This window comes from Rothia sp. (in: high G+C Gram-positive bacteria) (assembly GCF_015265375.1).
In the GTDB taxonomy this organism is placed as follows: Bacteria; Actinomycetota; Actinomycetes; order Actinomycetales; family Micrococcaceae; genus Rothia.
This window is the reverse complement of sequence record NZ_JABZXW010000045.1, coordinates 1-17,786: the sequence shown is the minus strand read 5'-3', so window position 1 is coordinate 17,786 and position 17,786 is coordinate 1. Positions and strand designations below refer to the sequence as shown.

Here is a 17,786-nt window from a genome sequence, read left to right as displayed (position 1 = left end):
CGCATCAGGTCAGCGGGGGTGGGCACGCGAGAAGCCGGGCGCACAGAAGAAACTGACGCGGAAGAAACCGATGCGCCAGCCTCACGCGCAGCAGTCTCACGAACCCCAGCGCCTGCAGCCTCAACACTCTGCTCAGCCGCAGCAGATACACCGGGTTCCGGGCGCGGCGAAGCGCCCCCTCGCGCACGTTGCGTTGCCGCAGCAATACGCGCAAGGGGGCTCGAAGCGACCGGGCGAACACCCTGTTCCACAGAAACCTCCCCGGAACCGCGACCTTCCACGCCGCGGCCCTCAGACTCCGCCGGAAGGGGCACTACGCGTCCCAACCAGCCACGTTAGACTCCCACGCCAGAGACGCCGGGATAGCGTCCAGGTAGGAATCCATGTTGCGGCGAGTCTCACCAATCGAGTCGCCGCCAAACTTCTCCAGTGCAGCCTCAGCGAGCACCAGGGCGACCATAGCCTCCGCCACCACGCCAGCGGCGGGAACAGCACACACGTCCGAACGCTGGTGGTGGGCGCGAGCCTCTTCACCGGTGGAAGTATCAATGGTCTTCAGGGCCTTCGGCACGGTCGCAATGGGCTTCATTGCCGCGCGCACACGCAGCAGGTCACCAATGCTCATGCCGCCCTCAATACCACCTGCACGGTTGGTATCGCGGGTAACGCCGTGCTCACCGATGGAAATCTCGTCGTGAGCGGCAGTGCCCGGGCGGTCAGCGGTCGCGAAACCGTCGCCAACCTCAACGCCCTTAATAGCCTGAATACCCATCAGCGCTGCGGCAAGGCGCGCGTCCAGGCGGCGGTCCCAGTGCACGTACGAACCCAGTCCGGGAGGCATACCGTACGCGAGCACCTCAACCACGCCGCCGAGAGTCTCGCCGTCCTTGTGCGCCTCGTCCACGCGCTGAACCATCGCGTCGGAGGTCGCCTTGTCGAAGCAGCGCAGCGGGTCAGCGTCCAGCTGGTCAACGTTGCGGGGCGAAGGCACCGGGGCGCCCTCGGGAGCGTGCACGCCACCCACAGCCACGGTGTGAGAAACCAGCTCAACACCCAGAGCCTTCAAAATCTGGGCGGCAACCACGCCAAGAGCCACGCGGGTCGCAGTCTCACGCGCGGAGGCGCGCTCCAGCACCGGGCGAGCCTCAGAGAAGTTGTACTTCTGCATGCCGGTAAAGTCAGCGTGACCGGGGCGCGGACGGGTCAGCGCAGCATTACGTGCGCGACCCTCAATCAGCTTCGGATCCACCGGATCAGAGCTCATCACGTCAGTCCACTTGGGCCACTCAGTGTTCGCAATCTCAATCGCGACCGGGCCACCCTGAGTCAGGCCGTGGCGCACACCGCCCAGGATGCGCACGCGGTCCTCCTCGAACTTCATGCGGGCACCGCGGCCGTAGCCGAGTCGGCGGCGAGCCAGGGCGTCACGCACCATGTCGCTGGTGAGTTCCACACCGGCGGGTACGCCCTCAATAATGCCGACGAGCGCCTCGCCGTGGGATTCTCCGGCAGTGAGCCAACGCAGGGCCATAGGTTAACCTCTTTTCATCGCACCCGCACCGAAGCACAGGAGGAAGGAATAATAATTCTTCACGTGTATAAATAGTGTATAAAATGCCCGTTTACTGAGCGAGTGGAAGCACGCTTTTTTCACGAAACGGAAGCGCGAGGCGCAAGATCAACCGCCGCGCACATCGCATTGATTAGACCCAGCAGTTCGGCGGGCTGCAGTTCACGGCCGGTAAACAGCAGAACCTGCTCCACCGCCTGGTACAGCAGCATCTCCAGGCCAGAAACCACCGTGCCACCGTTCGCCTCCCAAGCGCTCGCCAGCACCGAGGGCCACGGGTTATACGCAACATCAAGCAGTACCGGCCGGTGCGTCGCGGAGGCGCCCTTCAGCCCGCTCAGCTGGCTCGCCCACTCGTCCGCCGCATGAGCAGGAAGAGTAGACACCACCGGGTGATGACCGCGCTCCGCAAGATTCTGCGGCAACTCAGCCAGGGAAATCTGTTCCAGCTGAATACCCAGGCGGTCCGCCGCCTCCTGCACGCTACCAAGCTTATGCAGGGAACGGGCGTACACACTCACGCGGCGGTAACCCAACGCATGCAAGGCGGTCAGGGCGGAAATAGCGGTCGCTCCCCCACCAACAACGGCAGGCTCATCACGCTTGAGGTCCGGTTCCAAACCGGCATGGCGCAACGCGTTCACAATGCCGACCACATCGGTGTTATCGCCCAGCACCTTCTCACCACGCGGATACACCGTATTCACCGCACCGGTCACGCGGGCAGTCTCACTCAACTCATCGCAATACTCGATAACGGCGGTCTTCAATGGCATCGTCACCGACAGGCCCGCAATATAGGGGGCATCCTCCGTACCCTTCGGGTGACGCACGCCGCGCATAATCTCCGGCAAATCATCGGGCAGAGTATCGCGGCGATCGTACTCAAGATTCGCCTCACCCAAAAAGTCATACGCCGCACGATGCAACGCAGGCGACAGCGAATGCGCAATAGGGTGCCCCAGCACGTAGGCACGGCGAAGATACGGGGCCTCGCGATACGGTTCAGTCTTCATCGGCTCTCTTTCGCTCTCACGCTGGGGGTCGTTCTCAACGCTGGGTACAGGGACGGCCACGGGGGCCACCTCCCATTTTAGCGGGTACAGCAAAGGCGGGCACCTCCCCCACTCTCGTGGAGGTGGTACCCGCCTCAGCAAGGAACCTTCACGCCAAAACTACCGAATCGTAGCTACCGGCTGAACCGCTTAGTTACAACTTAGCTACAGCGGTTCGGGTGCTTAGTACACCACTGGTTGTACTCTTCAACGTAACGCTGGTGCTCAGCGTACGTACGGGAGTACTTAGTCTCACCGGAATCCAGGTCCACAGTCACCCAGTAGAAGTACGGGTTCTTCTCGGGAGCTGCAGCAGCCTTAATCGAAGCCAGCTGCGGGGAACCAATCGGACCCTTCGGAAGACCCTTATTCGCATAAGTGTTGTACTTATTGCTCTTATCGGCCTTCTGCTCTTCAGTCAGGTGGTACGAACGGACACCCAGACCGTAAGTCACGGTCGCATCCGACTGAATCAGACCCGAGGTCTCACCATCGGGGTTGTTCAGGCGGTTCTCAATGATGCCTGCAACCGCCACGTAGTCCTTCGGCTGAGCCTCAAGCTCCACGATGGAGGCAATGGTCAGAACCTCAAAGATCTTCTGGTCGCCGCTCACGCCGGCTTCCTTCAGGTCAGCCTTGGTCTTATCAACCATGGTCTGAATGACCTTCTTGATGTCGGTGCCCTTCGGGAAGCGGTACTCACCCGGGTGCAGCCAACCCTCAATCGAGGGGAAGTTGCTCGGCACACCGTACTGGGTGTAGTTGCTGACCGCGTCCTCAACCTGCTTGCGGGTGAACGCGCCATCGGAGCCAGAAACAATCAGGTCGATGGTCTCGCTCACGCGCTTACCCTGCGGAATCGCCAGGTACAGTACGTTGCTGTTCGCATCAATAATGGTCGTAATCGCGCTCGAGCTGCTCATGTGCTGCTGCAGTTCGTAGGTGCCAGGCTGCAGGTACTTGCCCTTGCTCTCCTTGGTGTACACCTCAATGAACTTATCAGCATCAGCAATGATGCCAGCCTCTTCCAGCTCCTGCGCCACCTGCGCGGTGGACTGGCCGGAACGAATCGTGAACGTAACGGTCGTGCCGTTACCGCCACCCGAGTAGTCACGATTCTTGAACGGGTCGTAGCGAGTAATCAGGGCACCAGAAATGATGACCAGAGCCACCACAAACAGGGAAATTGCGCTCAGCATGATGGCGCGGCGGCGGCGCTTACGCGCACGCAACGTAGCCACCGACACGATTTCCTGTTCCATCGTGATGCCGGTGATGCCCTTACGTTCGTCCTCGGCCGTGGGCCTAAAGAGGTCGAGCCCGCTCTCTTCGGGATGTTTATTCTGTTCGGTCACTGAAGGTTCTCCGTTTCGTTGACGGCACCGACCGTGGTCCCTTCTGACTCGGACGGTCGGTTTTCTTCGTGGGCCGGATCGCTCACCTTGTACCCGGCTACGGACTGCCCCGCCTTGAGGGCATCCAGGCTGTACTGCAGAATGTTCACAGCCGCCACCTGGTCAACCATAGTCTTGAAATCTCGGCTGGAAACCCCAGCCTCGTGCAGTGCACGGTGAGCGCTCACGGTGGTGAGTCGCTCATCCACCAGCCAAATGTTAATGTGTGTTTTGTCTTCGGCATCCAGCTCGGAGCGCAGAGCCTGAGCGTACTCCCGAGCCATTTCCGTGGAGGGAGAATCCCCGCCACGCATGGTCTTCGGAAGCCCGACAAAAACCTCCACCACCTCGTTCACCTCAATCAGCTTGCGCAAAACACGGCGGTCAGAGTTCTTCTTCGCGTCGCGGCGCAACGTCTTGAGCGGGGTGGCGAGAATGCCGTCGGGGTCGCTGAGGGCGGTGCCGACGCGGGCATTGCCCACATCGACACCCATCCGCACTCCGCGCTGGAATTCTGCCATGTTTAGGCCTGAGCCTGTGCGATAGCGTCGCGGACAGCGTCCAGTGCAGCACCAATCTTGGATGCGTCCTGGCCACCACCCTGAGCGACGTCGTCCTTACCGCCGCCACCGCCGCCGAGAACACCGGCAGCAACGCGGACCAGAGCACCAGCCTTCACGCCAGCCTCACGAGCACCCTCATTGGTTGCCACCAGGACGACGGGGCGGCCATTAGCCACACCCACCACAGCGACAACCGCAGCCTCGGAGCCGAAGCGCGAACGCAGATTCAGAGCCAGGTCACGAACGCCATTAGCGTCCAGTTCGCCAGCGTCATGTGCCAGAACGCGAACAGCACCAATGGTCTGTGCGTTCTCCAGCAGCTTGCCAGCCTCAGCCTGCAGCTTCTCGCGGCGCAGCTGAGCCAGTTCCTTCTCAGCAGCCTTCAGCTTAGCCAGGGTCTGGTTAATCTTCTCCGGCAGGTCAGCGGAGGACTGAACCTTCATCAGGCCGGTCAGCTGGTTCACCAGGGTACGCTCAGCAGCCAGGTGGTTGAAGGAATCCAGACCCACCAGAGCCTCAACACGGCGGTTACCGGAGCCCACAGAGCCCTCGGTCAGCAGAGTCAGCGAACCAATCTCAGCGGACGAACCAACGTGGGTACCACCGCAGAGCTCGCGGGAGAACTCGCCGCCGATTTCAACAACGCGCACCACGTCGCCGTACTTCTCGCCGAAGAGGCTCATAGCGCCCAGAGCCTTAGCCTCAGCCAGCGGCATCTCGCGGGTAATCACCTCGTGGTTATCGCGGATAGCGAGGTTAGCGACCTCTTCCACCTCACGCTTAGCGGACTCGGACAGACCCTCGTTCCACGCGAAGTCGAAACGCAGGTAGCCTTCCTTGTTGAAGGAGCCACGCTGGGTAGCCTCGTTGCCGAGCACCTGGTGCAGGGCAGCGTGAATGATGTGGGTACCCGAGTGTGCCTTCTCACCGTCGCGGCGGCGCTGAACGTCAACCTGTGCCACAACATCGGCACCGGTGTGAACCTCGCCCTCACGGACAACGGCACGGTGAACGCTCAGACCCTTCACGGGCTGCTGAACGTCCTGAACGTCAATGATGAAGCCGTTGCCGGTAATCACACCGGTATCAGCTGCCTGACCACCAGCCTCCGCGTAGAACGGAGTCTCGTCCAGGACAACCTCAATCTTGTCGCCAGCCTTAGCAGCGGGAACAGACACGCCGTCCACCAGGATTGCGCGCAGCTTAGTCTCGGTACGCAGCTCGGTGTAGCCGGTGAAGATGGAGCCACGCTCGTCCACGAGCTTACGCAGCTCGGACAGGTCAGCGAACGCACCCTTCTTCGCCTTAGCGTCAGCCTGCGCACGGTGACGCTGCTCAGCCATCAGCTCGCGGAAGGCCTTCTCATCCACCTTCACGCCGGCCTCAGCAGCCATCTCCAGGGTCAGGTCAATCGGGAAGCCGTAGGTGTCGTGCAGAGCAAACGCCTCAGCACCAGAAACCGAGTTCGAGCCGTCCTTCTTAGCGGCAGCAACAGCCTCTTCCAGACGCTCAGTACCGGTCTCAATGGTGTGCAGGAACGCCTTCTCCTCAGCGTACGCAATGCGGGAGATACGCTCGAAGTCGTCACCCACGTACGGGAACGCACCCTTCATAGCCTCGCAAGAAGCCGGGAACAGCACGGGCAGGCAAGGCTCAGTCACGCCCAGCAGACGCATCGCACGAATCGCACGGCGCATCAGGCGGCGCAGAATGTAGCCGCGACCCTCGTTCGAGGGGGTCACGCCGTCAGCAATCAGCATCAGCGAGGAGCGGATGTGGTCAGCCACCACGCGCATACGCACGTCGTCCTCGTAGCCCTCATCCTCAGCGGACTCAGAGCCGTGGTACTTCTTACCGGACAGCTTAGAAGCAGCGTCCAGAACAGGGCGGACCTGGTCGGTCTCGTAGAAGTTCTCAACACCCTGCAGCAGCATCGCCAGACGCTCAACGCCCAGACCGGTATCGATGTTCTTCTTCGGCAGGTCACCCAGAATCTCGAAGTCATCCTTGCCAATGCCCTCGCCACGCTGGTACTGCATGAACACGAGGTTCCAAATCTCAATGTAACGGTCGTCGTCAGCCGCCGGGCCGCCTTCCTTACCGTACGCGGGGCCACGGTCGTAGAAGATCTCCGAGTCGGGGCCTGCAGGACCGGGCTGACCGGTCGACCAGTAGTTTTCCTTCATGCCCATGCGCTGAATACGCTCGGCAGGGAAACCCACCTTGTTGTGCCAAATATCGAAAGCCTCGTCGTCACCCTCATAAATAGTGACCCACAGGCGCTCCGGATCCAGACCGAAACCACCCTTATCCTGAGGGGTAGTCAGCAGCTCGTAAGCGAAAGGAATCGCCTGCTCCTTGAAGTAATCACCGAAGGAGAAGTTACCGGCCATCTGGAAGAAAGTACCGTGACGCGCAGTCTTACCGACCTCTTCAATATCCAGGGTGCGGATGCACTTCTGCACGCTGGTCGCGCGGGAGAACGGAGGGGTCTCACGGCCCAGGAAGTAGGGAATGAACGGCACCATACCGGCGATGGTGAACATAGCGCCGGGCTCATTCGAAATCAGCGATGCCGAAGGCACCACAGTATGGCCGCGGGAAGCGAAGAAATCGATCCAGCGCTTGGAAATCTCCTGTGAGAGCATCTCGTTCCTTAGAGTAATCTGTGCGAAATTCTAAATTAGTCTACTGACCTATGGTGCCTGTCCGAGAGCAAAATGGCTAATCGAGCCACCCTCGTACCGTGGTTAACGGACAAAAGCACCACCTTTTAAAACCTAGTTGAAGAAGCCGTCGCCGAGCTGACGGTCACGCGCAATACGCTGCTCACGCGCTCGCTTCTGAGCCTCTTCCAAGGAGGCAATCTCAGCCTCCACCTCAATGAGTTCACGCTCCGCCAAACGACGGTTCGTGGACTCAATCTCAGCCGAGCTCATCTGACGATCCCAGGTGTCCAGAGAACCAGGACGCAAATCCTGCTTCTGGCGCTCCACCTTAGCGTTGAGCTCCATCTCCTTCTCCTGCATGCCTTCACGCACGCGGGCGGCGAACTCAACAGCACGCAACGCATACGGCTGCAGGGGCTTGCCAATCAGCGAATCGAAGAACTTTCCCATCTGAGACTCCGGGTTGAGGGCAAGCTCACCGTGCTCACGCATGAGCAAGGCGCTGCCGGGGGTACGCTGAGCAGGTTCGGAGGCGGCACGTCGGGACGCGAAGTAACCAACCGCCGCACCGGCGCCGAGCAGAAGAGCTGAACGAAGCAGACCCATTAGTTCTCACCGCCTGCAGAGTAAGAGCCGCCCTGTGCCGAGCCGTACTGGCCGCCAGCGTGGGTGTTGCCGTGTGCATCGCCGGACGACTTACCGCCGCGGAATGCCTGACGCACACCGTACGAGAAGGAAGCAACCTTAATCAGCGGCTGACCCACGGTCGAAGTCACCAGCGAGGACAGCGCAGAAACGTTCGCGGACGCATCCGAAACGTTCGAGGTGATGTCGTCAACCTTCTCCAACTGCTCATTGGTGGTCACCACAGTGCGAGTCACCTCTTCAATGAGGGGGCCGGTGCTCTGGTTCAGCGAACGAATCGTCACGATAAGCTCATCAAACACCTTAGTCAGGCGAATAATGGGTAGCGCAAGCAGAGCCACCAGAATCGCAAAAACTCCCGCTGCAATCAGGCCCGCAATATCTCCGCCGGTCATCTATAACCCCATTCCGCTCAATGCATGATGCTTATCAATAGTCGTACAGGACCGCGTGCCACCGTGGCGCGCAGCCGGACTGCATACACAGTTCAGGACTATATACACAGCTCAATCCCTTATTTTAGTCGATAAATCCTTCAAGCGCCCCTTAAACTCTCATGAAACTCCCAGCGACGGAAGATTCACAGGTTCAGCGGCGCCTCTCCCCTCTGGTGTATAAGCCCCAAAACCCGCGCGTTAAACGGGAACAACCCGCCCCCACCAAACCGGTGCAGGACGGGTTGCTTCTCGAAAAATCGAGATTATGCCAGACGCGAGTAGTACTCAACGACCTGCTGCTCGTCGCAGATCACGGGGATCTCTTCACGCTTGGGCTTACGCTCAAGCTTTGCGTGCAGCTTCTCAATCTCAACGTTCAGGTATGCGGGAACCTCGGGCAGAACTGCCTGGTGCTCGCCAGCAGCCGCAGCCTGGAAGGGGGCAGTCTTCTCAGCCTTGGGGTGAACGTGGATCAGCTGGCCGGGCTTGACGAGGAACGAGGGGCGGTCCACGCGAACACCGTCAACCATGATGTGACGGTGAACAACCATCTGACGTGCCTGTGCAATGGTGCGGGCGAAGCCTGCACGCAGAACCAGGGCATCGAGGCGGGTCTCGAGCAGCTCGACCATGTTCTTACCGGTCTGGCCCTCGGTACGCTTTGCCTCGAGGTATGCGCGGCGCATCTGTGCCTCGCGGATGTTGTACTGAGCGCGCAGACGCTGCTTTTCCTTCAGCTGGGTAGCGTAGTTGGAGTCAGCCTTCTTGCGGGCACGGCCGTGCTGGCCGGGGCCGTAAGGACGACGCTCGAGGTACTTTTCTGCCTTCGGGGTCAGTGCAATGCCCAGGGCACGGGACTGACGCACGGTACGGCGGGTGCGGTTGTGCTTAGCCACAATCTACCTTTCTATGTGAGGCTCCTGCACCCTCACGGGTGGGGCCTCGGTCTATTTGAATACTGGCCTCCTCGGTTGACCCCGCCGGAATCCGTACGCGACCAACTCGGTCGTTGCTGTACAGCGGTGGGGCGGAGAGCTCGGGGCAGAGTACCCCGTAGCTACATTACTGACACCCGCACAGGGGCATAGTAATTGCCAGACCCGTCAAGCTTACCGGATGCGCCCGGGCTTTACCAGCCTTTTGGGGAATCTTTGGTTCAAATCACGGCGCATGTGGGTTTTTGATGGTTGCCCACACGACCCCAACAGAAAATATTTGCACCCGTCAGCGCTATTTAGGTGCACCTTCCCCGAAAAATTGCGGCGCCGAGATGTTGGATTGTAATCATTTCGTTATTTTTAACCTGTGAATCTATGGGAATAGCTTGAATCAGACCCCCATATCGCCTAGACTAGAGACCATAACAAGCTTGACCTCCGCCCTTCCGGGATTGGCCGACAGTCAAGACGTCTATCACAACTCAAAACTCTGATGCGGTGCGCAGTACTACCGAGGTACTACGCACCGCTTTCTGTTTACCCCCTTTTAGGCGGTGGGGTCTTTTAGGAGGCGCAGTAAGCTGCCCGGCGAACCCTCCCGCGCGGGTGGTTTCGTGTGATTGATGCGCGCGGCCAGTTCGCGCGATTAGTTCACGCGATGAATCGGCGCGGCTAGTTGCCGCCGTCAAGAATCCTGCGGATACGCTCACGACGCTCCGTCAACGTGCGCTCAAAACCATGCTGAGTCGGCTCATAGTAGACCGTGCCGCGCAGGGTATCCGGCAGGTACTGCTGCGCCGCCACGTGGCCCGGCGCATCATGCGCATAAATGTACCCCTCACCGTGACCAAACTGCTTAGCCCCCGCATAATGACCATCACGCAAATGCACCGGAACCTGACCCGAAGCACCCGCACGGACATCCGCAATCGCACGGTTAATCGCGTTATACGCGGCGTTCGACTTCGGCGCGAGCGCACAATAAATCACCGCCTGCGAGAGGATAATGCGCGCCTCCGGCATGCCCACCAACGCCACCGACTGCGCCGCAGCCGTCGCCACTTGCAACGCCTGCGGATCGGCCAGACCAATATCCTCACTCGCCAGAATCATGATGCGACGCGCCACGAAGCGCGGGTCCTCGCCACCCTCCAGCATGCGCGCCAGGTAGTGCACCGCGGCGTCAGCGTCAGAGCCGCGCATGGACTTGATGAACGCGCTCACCACGTCATAGTGCTGGTCGCCCGAACGGTCGTAGCGGATCGCGGCGCGGTCCACCGCCTCCGTGGCGTGCGCCAGGGTGATGCGCACGGGCGCGGCGGGTTCCGGGTCCTTCTCCCCCGCTTCCCCCGCCGGGTCTGCCGAATCTTCCGCGGAGCTGCCAGGTTCTGCCGAAGCCTGTTCGGCCTCGCTAAAGGCAATCGCAGCCGCCGCCTCCAGCGAGGTTAGGGAGCGGCGAGCGTCGCCTCCGGAAACTGCCGCGAGGTGGGCGCGCGCATCCGCATCAATGACCGCCGCACCACCAAAACCGCGCGGGTCAGCCAGAGCACGGTCAATCAGCCGCTCAATATCGGACTGCTCCAGCGAATGAACCCGTAGCAGCAGCGAGCGCGATAGCAGCGGCGAAATAATGCTGAACGACGGGTTCTCCGTCGTGGCCGCCACCAGAATCACCCAGCGGTTCTCCACACCGGGCAGGAGCGCATCCTGCTGAGCCTTCGTGAAACGGTGAATCTCGTCAAGGAAAAGCACGGTGGTCGTGCCGTACATGTCACGGTCGAGCAGCGCCCGATCCATGACCGCGCGAACGTCCTTCACGCCCGCGGTAATCGCCGAAAGCTCCACGAACTTGCGGCCCGGCGCGCGCGCAATCACATGCGCCAGAGTGGTCTTACCCGTACCCGGAGGGCCGTACAGAATCACCGAGGACGGGCCAGCCGGGCCGGCGTTCTCCCCCGCCAAAACGCGCAGAGGCGCACCCGGAGTCAGCAGATGCTCCTGGCCGAGGACCTCATCAATCGTGCGCGGACGCATGCGCACCGCCAAAGGTGCACGAGACGCCGAACGGGAAGAGTGCGCACGCGACGCAGAGGCGCGCGAGGAGGCGGGCTCCTCAGCGGGCGCACCAATCAGGCTCACGCGGTCCCCGTCATCGGGCAACTCAAGATCAAAGAGGGAATCAGCCATAGTCTTACTCTATCGTTTCACAATCTGGAGGCGGGTACGGAGTGTGGATATATAGCTGCGGATTTAGCTCGCGGCGTGACACCACACGGGTTTTCGATAGGTTAGTGTCTTCGCCGTGGGTTTTAAACCCCGGGGCAAGGCTTTAAACCTCGGGGCAATCCACTAACCTATCGAAAGCGCCGCTCTTAAAGGGTCTCACTATCGAGAATCAGGGTCACCGGGCCGTCATTGACGAGCTCCACCTGCATATCCGCACCGAACACGCCGGTCTCCACGTGCAGGCCACGCTCACGAAGCGCCTGAACATAGTCGTTGAACAGCGGCTCACTCACCGCACCGGGCGCAGCAGCAGACCAGGAGGGGCGGCGGCCCTTCTTCGCGTCCCCGTACAGGGTGAACTGGCTAACCGCCAGCACGGGTGCGCCCTCATCGATCAGGGACTTCTCCCCCTCCAGCAGGCGCAGGTTCGCGGTCTTATCGGCAAGCTTCGCAATCTGCGCCGCACCGTCACCGTGCGTGATGCCGACCAGCACCAGGTAGCCGGGCTGGTCAATCGCGCCGACCGTCTCACCGTTCACGCGCACCGCCGCGCGGGTTACGCGCTGAATAACTACTCGCATCGTTCACCTTTCATCATGGAGCCGGCTTTCACCGGGCTCGCACATCTCTTTTACTATTCGCGGCGGCCGGTCTAGAGGCAGCCGATTTAGAAGCTGCCGCCTCAAAGTACGCCGCGCAACTGCACGGCACGCAAAAACTGGTTCGCCGCCCGCGGAGTACGAAACTCAATAAACCGCTTCTGCAGATGCTGCCCGCGAGCCTCCGCCAACAGCTCCCCGACGTGCGGGTAGCTCCTCCACGTGTACCGAATCATGTTGTCCGGGTCGCGCAGAATATTCCACAGCGGCGGCTCCACATTATCTGCCCACAGCTTCTGCCCCGTCACCGCGCGGCGTACCGTCCGGCGAACCACACGCCACATCACCACCGCGCGGCTATAGCGCAGATAAATCACCACATCCGCACGCTCCAACAGGCGGCCACGCACCTGCGGATACTGCCACTCCGTAATCCACGCGGGCCGCTCAATGAGCGCCTGAACATCCGCCTCAAAACTAGGGCGCGGAGTCCAGTCCGGACCCCAATGCAACGAATCCATCTCCGTATGCGGAATGTTCAGGAGGCGCCCCAACCGCGCCGCAAACGTCGTCTTACCGCTACCGCTCGGACCCGCAATCAGGATGCGCATGCTCCCCTCCCCTTTGTCTAGTACACAAATTGGCACGCACGCCAGTTGATACAAAAGGTGGGCTGCGACCCTGCACCAGCAGAATACACAGCCCACCCTCAACGGCGCCCCGGCAAGACCCGAGCCTCACAGCCCAGAACACCCTACCGGGTTCACACCGCACAGCCTCACACCCCGACCGGGGCGCACGACCAAAGACTGGAGAAGATTACTCCTCGTCCTTCTTCTTCGGCTTGAAATCAACGCCAGCTTCCTTACGCTGCTCCGGAGTAATCGGTGCAGGAGCCGCAGTCAGCGGATCGTAGCCGTTACCGGTCTTCGGGAACGCGATAACCTCGCGAATCGAATCAACACCAGCCAGCAGGGACACGATGCGGTCCCAACCGAACGCGATACCACCCATGGGCGGTGCGCCGTACTTGAATGCATCCAGCAGGAAGCCGAACTTCTCCTGAGCCTCTTCCTCACCAATGCCCATCACAGCGAACACGCGTTCCTGCACGTCACGGCGGTGAATACGGATCGAACCGCCACCAATCTCGTTACCGTTGCAGACAATGTCGTAAGCGTACGCCAGAGCCGAACCCGGGTCGGTGTCGAAAGTGTCCATGAACTCAGGCTTCGGGGAAGTGAACGCGTGGTGCACAGCAGTCCACGCGGAGTGACCCAGAGCCACGTCACCGGACTCAGTAGCCTCAGCAGAAGACTCGAACATGGGAGCGTCAACAACCCACACGAAGGACCACTCGCCGTCCTTAATCAGGCCGGTACGGTGACCAATCTCAACACGAGCAGCGCCCAGCAGCGCGCGGGAAGCCTTAGCCTCGCCAGCAGCGAAGAAGATGCAGTCGCCGGGCTTCGCGCCGGTAGCCTCAGCCAGGTCAGCACGCTCAGCGTCGGTAATGTTCTTAGCCACGGGGCCGGTCAGCTCGCCATCCTCCTGAATGAGAACGTAAGCCAGGCCCTTAGCGCCGCGCTGCTTAGCCCACTCCTGCCAAGCGTCCAGGGTACGGCGGGGCTGAGAAGCGCCGCCGGGCATCACAACAGCACCCACGTAAGGAGCCTTGAACACGCGGAAAGTGGTGTCCTTGAAGTACTCGGTCAGCTCAGTCAGCTCCAGGCCGAAGCGCAGGTCAGGCTTGTCCGTACCGTACTTCTCCATCGCATCCTTGTAGGTCATGCGCTGAATCGGGCGGGGAACCTTCACGTCAATCAGGTTCCACACAGCCTCAACGATGCGCTCGCCCAGGTCAATGATGTCTTCCTGGTCAACGAACGAAGCCTCAATGTCCAGCTGGGTGAACTCGGGCTGACGGTCCGCGCGGAAGTCCTCGTCACGGTAGCAGCGGGCAATCTGGTAGTACTTCTCAATACCGCCCACCTGCAGCAGCTGCTTGAACAGCTGCGGGGACTGCGGCAGAGCATACCAAGAACCCGGAGCCAGACGAGCCGGCACCAGGAAGTCACGCGCACCCTCAGGGGTGGAACGGGTCAGGGTCGGGGTCTCAACCTCAATGTAGCCGTCTTCGGCCAGCAGGTTGCGTGCCGCACGGTTCGCGTCCGAACGCAGACGCATGATGCGAGCCGGCTCCGGGCGGCGAAGATCCAGGTAGCGGTAGCGCAGGCGCGCCTCCTCACCCACCTCAACGTGCTCGTCAATCTGGAAAGGCAGCGGAGCGGCAGTGTTCAGCACCTCAACGGCGGACACCTCAACCTCAATCTCGCCAGTCGCCAGGTTCGGGTTCTCGTTACCCTCCGGGCGCTTAGTCACCAGACCGGTCACACGCAGCACATACTCGTTGCGCAGGTGCTCAAAATCAGCCTCATTGTGGAAAACACACTGGGTGACACCCTCACGGTCACGCAGGTCAACGAAAGCGACACCACCGTGGTCGCGGCGGCGAGCCACCCAACCGGTCAGGGTAACAGTCTCTCCAATATTTGCGGCGGTCAGCTCGCCGTTGGTGTGAGTGCGAAGCACAGACATTCCTTTCATAGCGGGCACCTCACGACTATAGACAGTAGCCGGGTACACGCGGTTGATGATATGCGCACACTGCGTGCGCCTCATATATTGTATCCCCTCCGGGCAGGTCGAGGGCGGGAGGGGGCAAGTCTGGGCAAGTCAGGCGCCAGAAAATGGGGTGCGGAGGCGGGATGCGGGTAGGGCGGCCGGTTCGTGGGTGTCTGCGGTCGATAGGTTAGTGTCTTCGCCGTGGGTCTTTAACCCGGGGTGAAGGCATTAACCTATCGAAAAGCCGCTAACCTATCGAAGTATTACCGGGGAATCCACTCCGCATGCCTGTGGACAAACACTTTTTCGGTAGAATCCGCGAAGTTATCCACAGATTTCACGAACAAGCCCCACAACCTCACACAGCCTGCCAGGATAAAGTCTATGAACACCGTAACTATTCCGTGGCAACGCGTCCCAAACGTACTACCGACTACACCAGAAATTACCCGCGCCGCAGAACTACACCCATTCGTGCTGAACTCCCAGATGCTCAACCTGCGAGGAATCGGTCCGAAACGCATTCGCAAGCTAGTGGCGGAAGGGTCTCTGCAACGTATCCAGCGAGGAGCCTATATTTACACCCGCGATGCCCAAGCGCTCACCCCCGAAGAGCGGCTCACGGTACGGTGCATCGCTGCTCAGATGATGGGTCTTCAAGGGATCTTCTCCCACACATCAGCCGCGGCGCTATGGGGACTTGATGTACTCTCTGTTCCCCAAATGATAAGCGTGTATAGCTGTAGTCATAGCACCTCTGACAGGGGAAGAATCACCCGGCATTACAGCGCCACTGGCCCCGAGGAAGTCACCAGGTTGCCGGGCACATCCATCATGGTTACGACGGTGGCTCGCACGCTGCAGGATTGCACGCGCAGCATGCCCTTTCGGGAGGCGGTAGTCCTCGCTGACTCCATCATGCGGCGGGGACTCTTGGAACCCCATGAGGTGACCGAGATTCTGCTGAACCTCACCGGGTACGGCGGTTCCTCCGGGCGTGCTCTGGCGCAGGCGGTGGATGCATCCAGCGAGTCGGCCGGTGAAAGCCTCACCCGGTGCCTACTCATGGAGCACAGGCTGCCCCTCCCCGTAACGCAGTACCCGATTTCATGCGAGGGCCGTAACTATCGAGTGGACTTCGCCTGGCCCGAGGCGCGGGTCATTCTCGAGTTCGACGGCGAACAGAAATACGTGGACCACCCCGGCAGGGACCGCTACGAAGCCGCCCGCGACCGTGCCCTAGCCCGCGCCGGCTGGACGGTCGTGCACCTCACGTGGGCAGACATCTTTCAGAAAGAACGGGAAGTCATCACCCACCTGCGGAAACTACTCTTGAGATAAAGCGAGGAAACGCCTCAGTCGATAGGTTAGTGTCTTCACCCCGGGTTAAAGACCCACGGCGAAGACACTAGCCTATCGAGAAGACACTAACCTATCGAAAATCTGGGCTCACACAAAAGACCCGCCCGGCAGGGAGGCCAATATCCTCCCCACCAGGCGGGTACACATCCATATGCGAGTCCATATGCAGGCTCAGAGCAGCCAGATACTACAGCGGCCAAACCCAACAGGGTATGACAGGCCCCTACTATTTACCTAACTATTACAGGCCCTCAGCACGCACAATCTGAACGTGCAGGTCCTCAGCGGGCGGCATCCACGAATTCGGATCAGCAGCAACCTGCTCACCCGAACGGATGTCCTTCACCTCGTGAACCGGGGCACCCGACTCATCCGAAGAGATGAACCACACGAACGGAATGCCGCGCTTCTCGGCGTACTTAATCTGCTTGCCAAACTTCGCGGCGTTCGCAGACACCTCGCAGGCGATGCCACGGGCGCGCAGTGCATCCGCAACATCGTTCGCGGCGGACCAGCCCTCATCATTCGTCAGGGCAACAAACACAGCCGAAGGCACCTTACGGCTCGCCTGCGCAAAACCCTGCGACAGGATACGAGCCACCACGCGGGTCACACCAATCGACAGGCCAACACCCGGGTACGTCTTCTTACCGTTCGATGCCAGCGACTCGTAACGGCCGCCCGAGCAGATCGAACCCAGCGACTCGTGACCAACCAGAACAGTCTCATACACGGTGCCGGTGTAGTAGTCCAGGCCGCGAGCAATCGACAGGTCAGCCAGCACCTTACCCGGCGCACGGCGAGCCGCCTCCTCAATGACCTCAGCCAGCTCAGCAAGACCCTGATCCAGCAGCTCATGCTCCACCGAATACTTAGCCGCAAGCGCACGCACCTGCTCCACAAAAGAAGCATCCTCAGTGCGGATCTGCGCCAGCTCCAAGGCGGCAGCGGCAGCATCCGCGCTCGCACCAGCCTCAGCCTGCAGCTCCTCAGCCACACGCTCAGCACCGATCTTCTCCAGCTTGTCAATAGAACGCAGAACAGCCGCAGTATCAGTCAAACCCAAGCCCAGGTAGAAACCCTCAGCCAGCTTGCGGTTATTCACACGCAGCTTGAACTCAGGAATCGGCAGCTTCGACAGTGCATCAACAACAACCAGTGCCAAGGTCACGTCGTAACGGAACGGCAGCTCGCCGTCGCCAACCACGTCAATATCAGCCTGAGTGAACTCGCGGGCACGACCCTCCTGCGGACGCTCACCACGCCACACCTTCTGAATCTGGTAACGCGAGAACGGGAAATTCAGGTAACCAGCGTTCTCCACCACGTAACGGGCAAACGGCACGGTCAGGTCAAAGTGCAGAGCCAGCTTTTCCTTAGCCTTCGCAGCCTCGTCCTCCTGCAGGCGAGAAATTGCGTAAACTTCTTTGTCAATCTCACCCTTGCGCAGCAGCTGCTCAATAGTCTCTACCGAACGAGTCTCAATCGGGGAGAAACCGTGCAACTCAAAAGTCTCACGCAAAGTGTCCAGAACATGATTCTCAACCAACCGCTCAGCCGGAAGATACTCGGGAAAACCAGACAGCGAAGCCTTGCGAGCCATACGCGATACTCCTTGACAAAGAACTCGACAACAAAACCCCGGAACACCTCCGGGCATATCTACCCATCATACCAACACCCACCCCAGCACAGCACCCACT

Annotated in this window: 15 protein-coding genes and 2 pseudogenes; 2 read left to right on the top strand and 15 right to left on the bottom strand. The window is 60.4% G+C overall.

What is annotated here, in order from left to right; translation table 11 throughout:
- The 13 genes and pseudogenes from HXO69_RS06670 to aspS all read right to left on the bottom strand — a co-directional run.
- Nucleotides 1–314 (bottom strand): annotated as a pseudogene (locus tag HXO69_RS06670) (shikimate kinase); the annotation flags it as partial.
- Nucleotides 314–1,531, bottom strand: a complete 1,218-nt coding sequence (aroC, locus tag HXO69_RS06665) for a chorismate synthase (RefSeq protein ID WP_070678302.1) — start codon at nt 1,529–1,531, stop codon at nt 314–316. The gene aroC and the pseudogene HXO69_RS06670, both read right to left, overlap by 1 nt.
- 119 nt (nt 1,532–1,650) lie before the next feature.
- On the bottom strand, nt 1,651–2,586 hold the full coding sequence (locus tag HXO69_RS06660) for a shikimate dehydrogenase (protein ID WP_296546084.1): 936 nt from the start codon (nt 2,584–2,586) through the stop codon (nt 1,651–1,653).
- Nucleotides 2,587–2,786: 200 nt separating this feature from the next.
- Entirely contained in the window at nt 2,787–3,980 is a 1,194-nt protein-coding gene (gene mltG / locus HXO69_RS06655; RefSeq protein WP_296546082.1) for an endolytic transglycosylase MltG, read from the bottom strand.
- Complete coding sequence (gene ruvX / locus HXO69_RS06650; RefSeq protein WP_070543592.1) at nt 3,977–4,540, bottom strand: Holliday junction resolvase RuvX; 564 nt, start codon at nt 4,538–4,540, stop codon at nt 3,977–3,979. Before ruvX ends, mltG begins: the two co-directional genes overlap by 4 nt.
- A 2-nt stretch (nt 4,541–4,542) precedes the next feature.
- Nucleotides 4,543–7,230 (bottom strand): alanine--tRNA ligase, encoded by a 2,688-nt coding sequence (gene alaS / locus HXO69_RS06645; RefSeq protein WP_296546079.1) that lies wholly within the window; start codon nt 7,228–7,230, stop codon nt 4,543–4,545.
- A gap of 132 nt (nt 7,231–7,362) precedes the next feature.
- Nucleotides 7,363–7,857: a peptide chain release factor 4 gene (locus tag HXO69_RS06640; protein ID WP_296546077.1), complete on the bottom strand. Its 495-nt coding sequence runs from the start codon at nt 7,855–7,857 to the stop codon at nt 7,363–7,365.
- Nucleotides 7,857–8,291, bottom strand: coding sequence for a DUF948 domain-containing protein (locus HXO69_RS06635; protein WP_296546075.1), 435 nt, complete (start codon nt 8,289–8,291; stop codon nt 7,857–7,859). Before HXO69_RS06635 ends, HXO69_RS06640 begins: the two co-directional genes overlap by 1 nt.
- Nucleotides 8,292–8,596: 305 nt before the next feature.
- Nucleotides 8,597–9,229 (bottom strand): 30S ribosomal protein S4, encoded by a 633-nt coding sequence (gene rpsD / locus HXO69_RS06630; RefSeq protein WP_296546074.1) that lies wholly within the window; start codon nt 9,227–9,229, stop codon nt 8,597–8,599.
- 714 nt (nt 9,230–9,943) lie between these two features.
- Entirely contained in the window at nt 9,944–11,458 is a 1,515-nt protein-coding gene (locus HXO69_RS06625; protein ID WP_296546072.1) for a replication-associated recombination protein A, read from the bottom strand.
- 185 nt (nt 11,459–11,643) lie between these two features.
- Complete coding sequence (gene dtd / locus HXO69_RS06620) at nt 11,644–12,078, bottom strand: D-aminoacyl-tRNA deacylase (protein WP_296546071.1); 435 nt, start codon at nt 12,076–12,078, stop codon at nt 11,644–11,646.
- 101 nt (nt 12,079–12,179) lie between these two features.
- Complete coding sequence (locus HXO69_RS06615; protein ID WP_296546069.1) at nt 12,180–12,707, bottom strand: adenylate kinase; 528 nt, start codon at nt 12,705–12,707, stop codon at nt 12,180–12,182.
- Nucleotides 12,708–12,915: 208 nt separating this feature from the next.
- Nucleotides 12,916–14,688: an aspartate--tRNA ligase gene (gene aspS / locus HXO69_RS06610; RefSeq protein WP_296546067.1), complete on the bottom strand. Its 1,773-nt coding sequence runs from the start codon at nt 14,686–14,688 to the stop codon at nt 12,916–12,918.
- 417 nt (nt 14,689–15,105) lie between these two features.
- Here aspS and HXO69_RS08970 point away from each other — a divergent pair.
- Nucleotides 15,106–15,291 (top strand): annotated as a pseudogene (locus HXO69_RS08970) (type IV toxin-antitoxin system AbiEi family antitoxin domain-containing protein); the annotation flags it as partial.
- Between the two features lie 212 nt (nt 15,292–15,503).
- On the opposite strand, the gene HXO69_RS06605 reads toward HXO69_RS08970, so the two are convergent.
- Nucleotides 15,504–15,641: a hypothetical protein gene (locus HXO69_RS06605; protein ID WP_246823687.1), complete on the bottom strand. Its 138-nt coding sequence runs from the start codon at nt 15,639–15,641 to the stop codon at nt 15,504–15,506.
- 13 nt (nt 15,642–15,654) lie between these two features.
- Here HXO69_RS06605 and HXO69_RS06600 point away from each other — a divergent pair, with 13 nt between their 5' ends.
- The gene (locus tag HXO69_RS06600; protein WP_296546064.1) at nt 15,655–16,062 is read left to right on the top strand and encodes a DUF559 domain-containing protein; all 408 of its coding nucleotides are present in this window, start codon (nt 15,655–15,657) and stop codon (nt 16,060–16,062) included.
- 262 nt (nt 16,063–16,324) lie between these two features.
- Here the strand turns inward: HXO69_RS06600 and hisS are convergent, their stop codons facing one another.
- Entirely contained in the window at nt 16,325–17,686 is a 1,362-nt protein-coding gene (gene hisS / locus HXO69_RS06595) for a histidine--tRNA ligase (RefSeq protein ID WP_296546061.1), read from the bottom strand.
- Nucleotides 17,687–17,786: the final 100 nt, after the last annotated feature.

Bases quoted from the DNA above. Each gene is read 5' to 3' on its own strand.
- HXO69_RS06625 (WP_296546072.1), bottom strand. From the start codon at position 11,458: ATGGCTGATTCCCTCTTTGATCTTGAGTTGCCCGATGACGGGGACCGC.
- HXO69_RS06635 (WP_296546075.1), bottom strand. From the start codon at position 8,291: ATGACCGGCGGAGATATTGCGGGCCTGATTGCAGCGGGAGTTTTTGCG.
- HXO69_RS06640 (WP_296546077.1), bottom strand. From the start codon at position 7,857: ATGGGTCTGCTTCGTTCAGCTCTTCTGCTCGGCGCCGGTGCGGCGGTT.
- HXO69_RS06615 (WP_296546069.1), bottom strand. From the start codon at position 12,707: ATGCGCATCCTGATTGCGGGTCCGAGCGGTAGCGGTAAGACGACGTTT.
- HXO69_RS06605 (WP_246823687.1), bottom strand. From the start codon at position 15,641: ATGATGGAGTCAGCGAGGACTACCGCCTCCCGAAAGGGCATGCTGCGC.
- aroC (WP_070678302.1), bottom strand. From the start codon at position 1,531: ATGGCCCTGCGTTGGCTCACTGCCGGAGAATCCCACGGCGAGGCGCTC.
- hisS (WP_296546061.1), bottom strand. From the start codon at position 17,686: ATGGCTCGCAAGGCTTCGCTGTCTGGTTTTCCCGAGTATCTTCCGGCT.
- dtd (WP_296546071.1), bottom strand. From the start codon at position 12,078: ATGCGAGTAGTTATTCAGCGCGTAACCCGCGCGGCGGTGCGCGTGAAC.
- ruvX (WP_070543592.1), bottom strand. From the start codon at position 4,540: ATGGCAGAATTCCAGCGCGGAGTGCGGATGGGTGTCGATGTGGGCAAT.
- alaS (WP_296546079.1), bottom strand. From the start codon at position 7,230: ATGCTCTCACAGGAGATTTCCAAGCGCTGGATCGATTTCTTCGCTTCC.
- HXO69_RS06660 (WP_296546084.1), bottom strand. From the start codon at position 2,586: ATGAAGACTGAACCGTATCGCGAGGCCCCGTATCTTCGCCGTGCCTAC.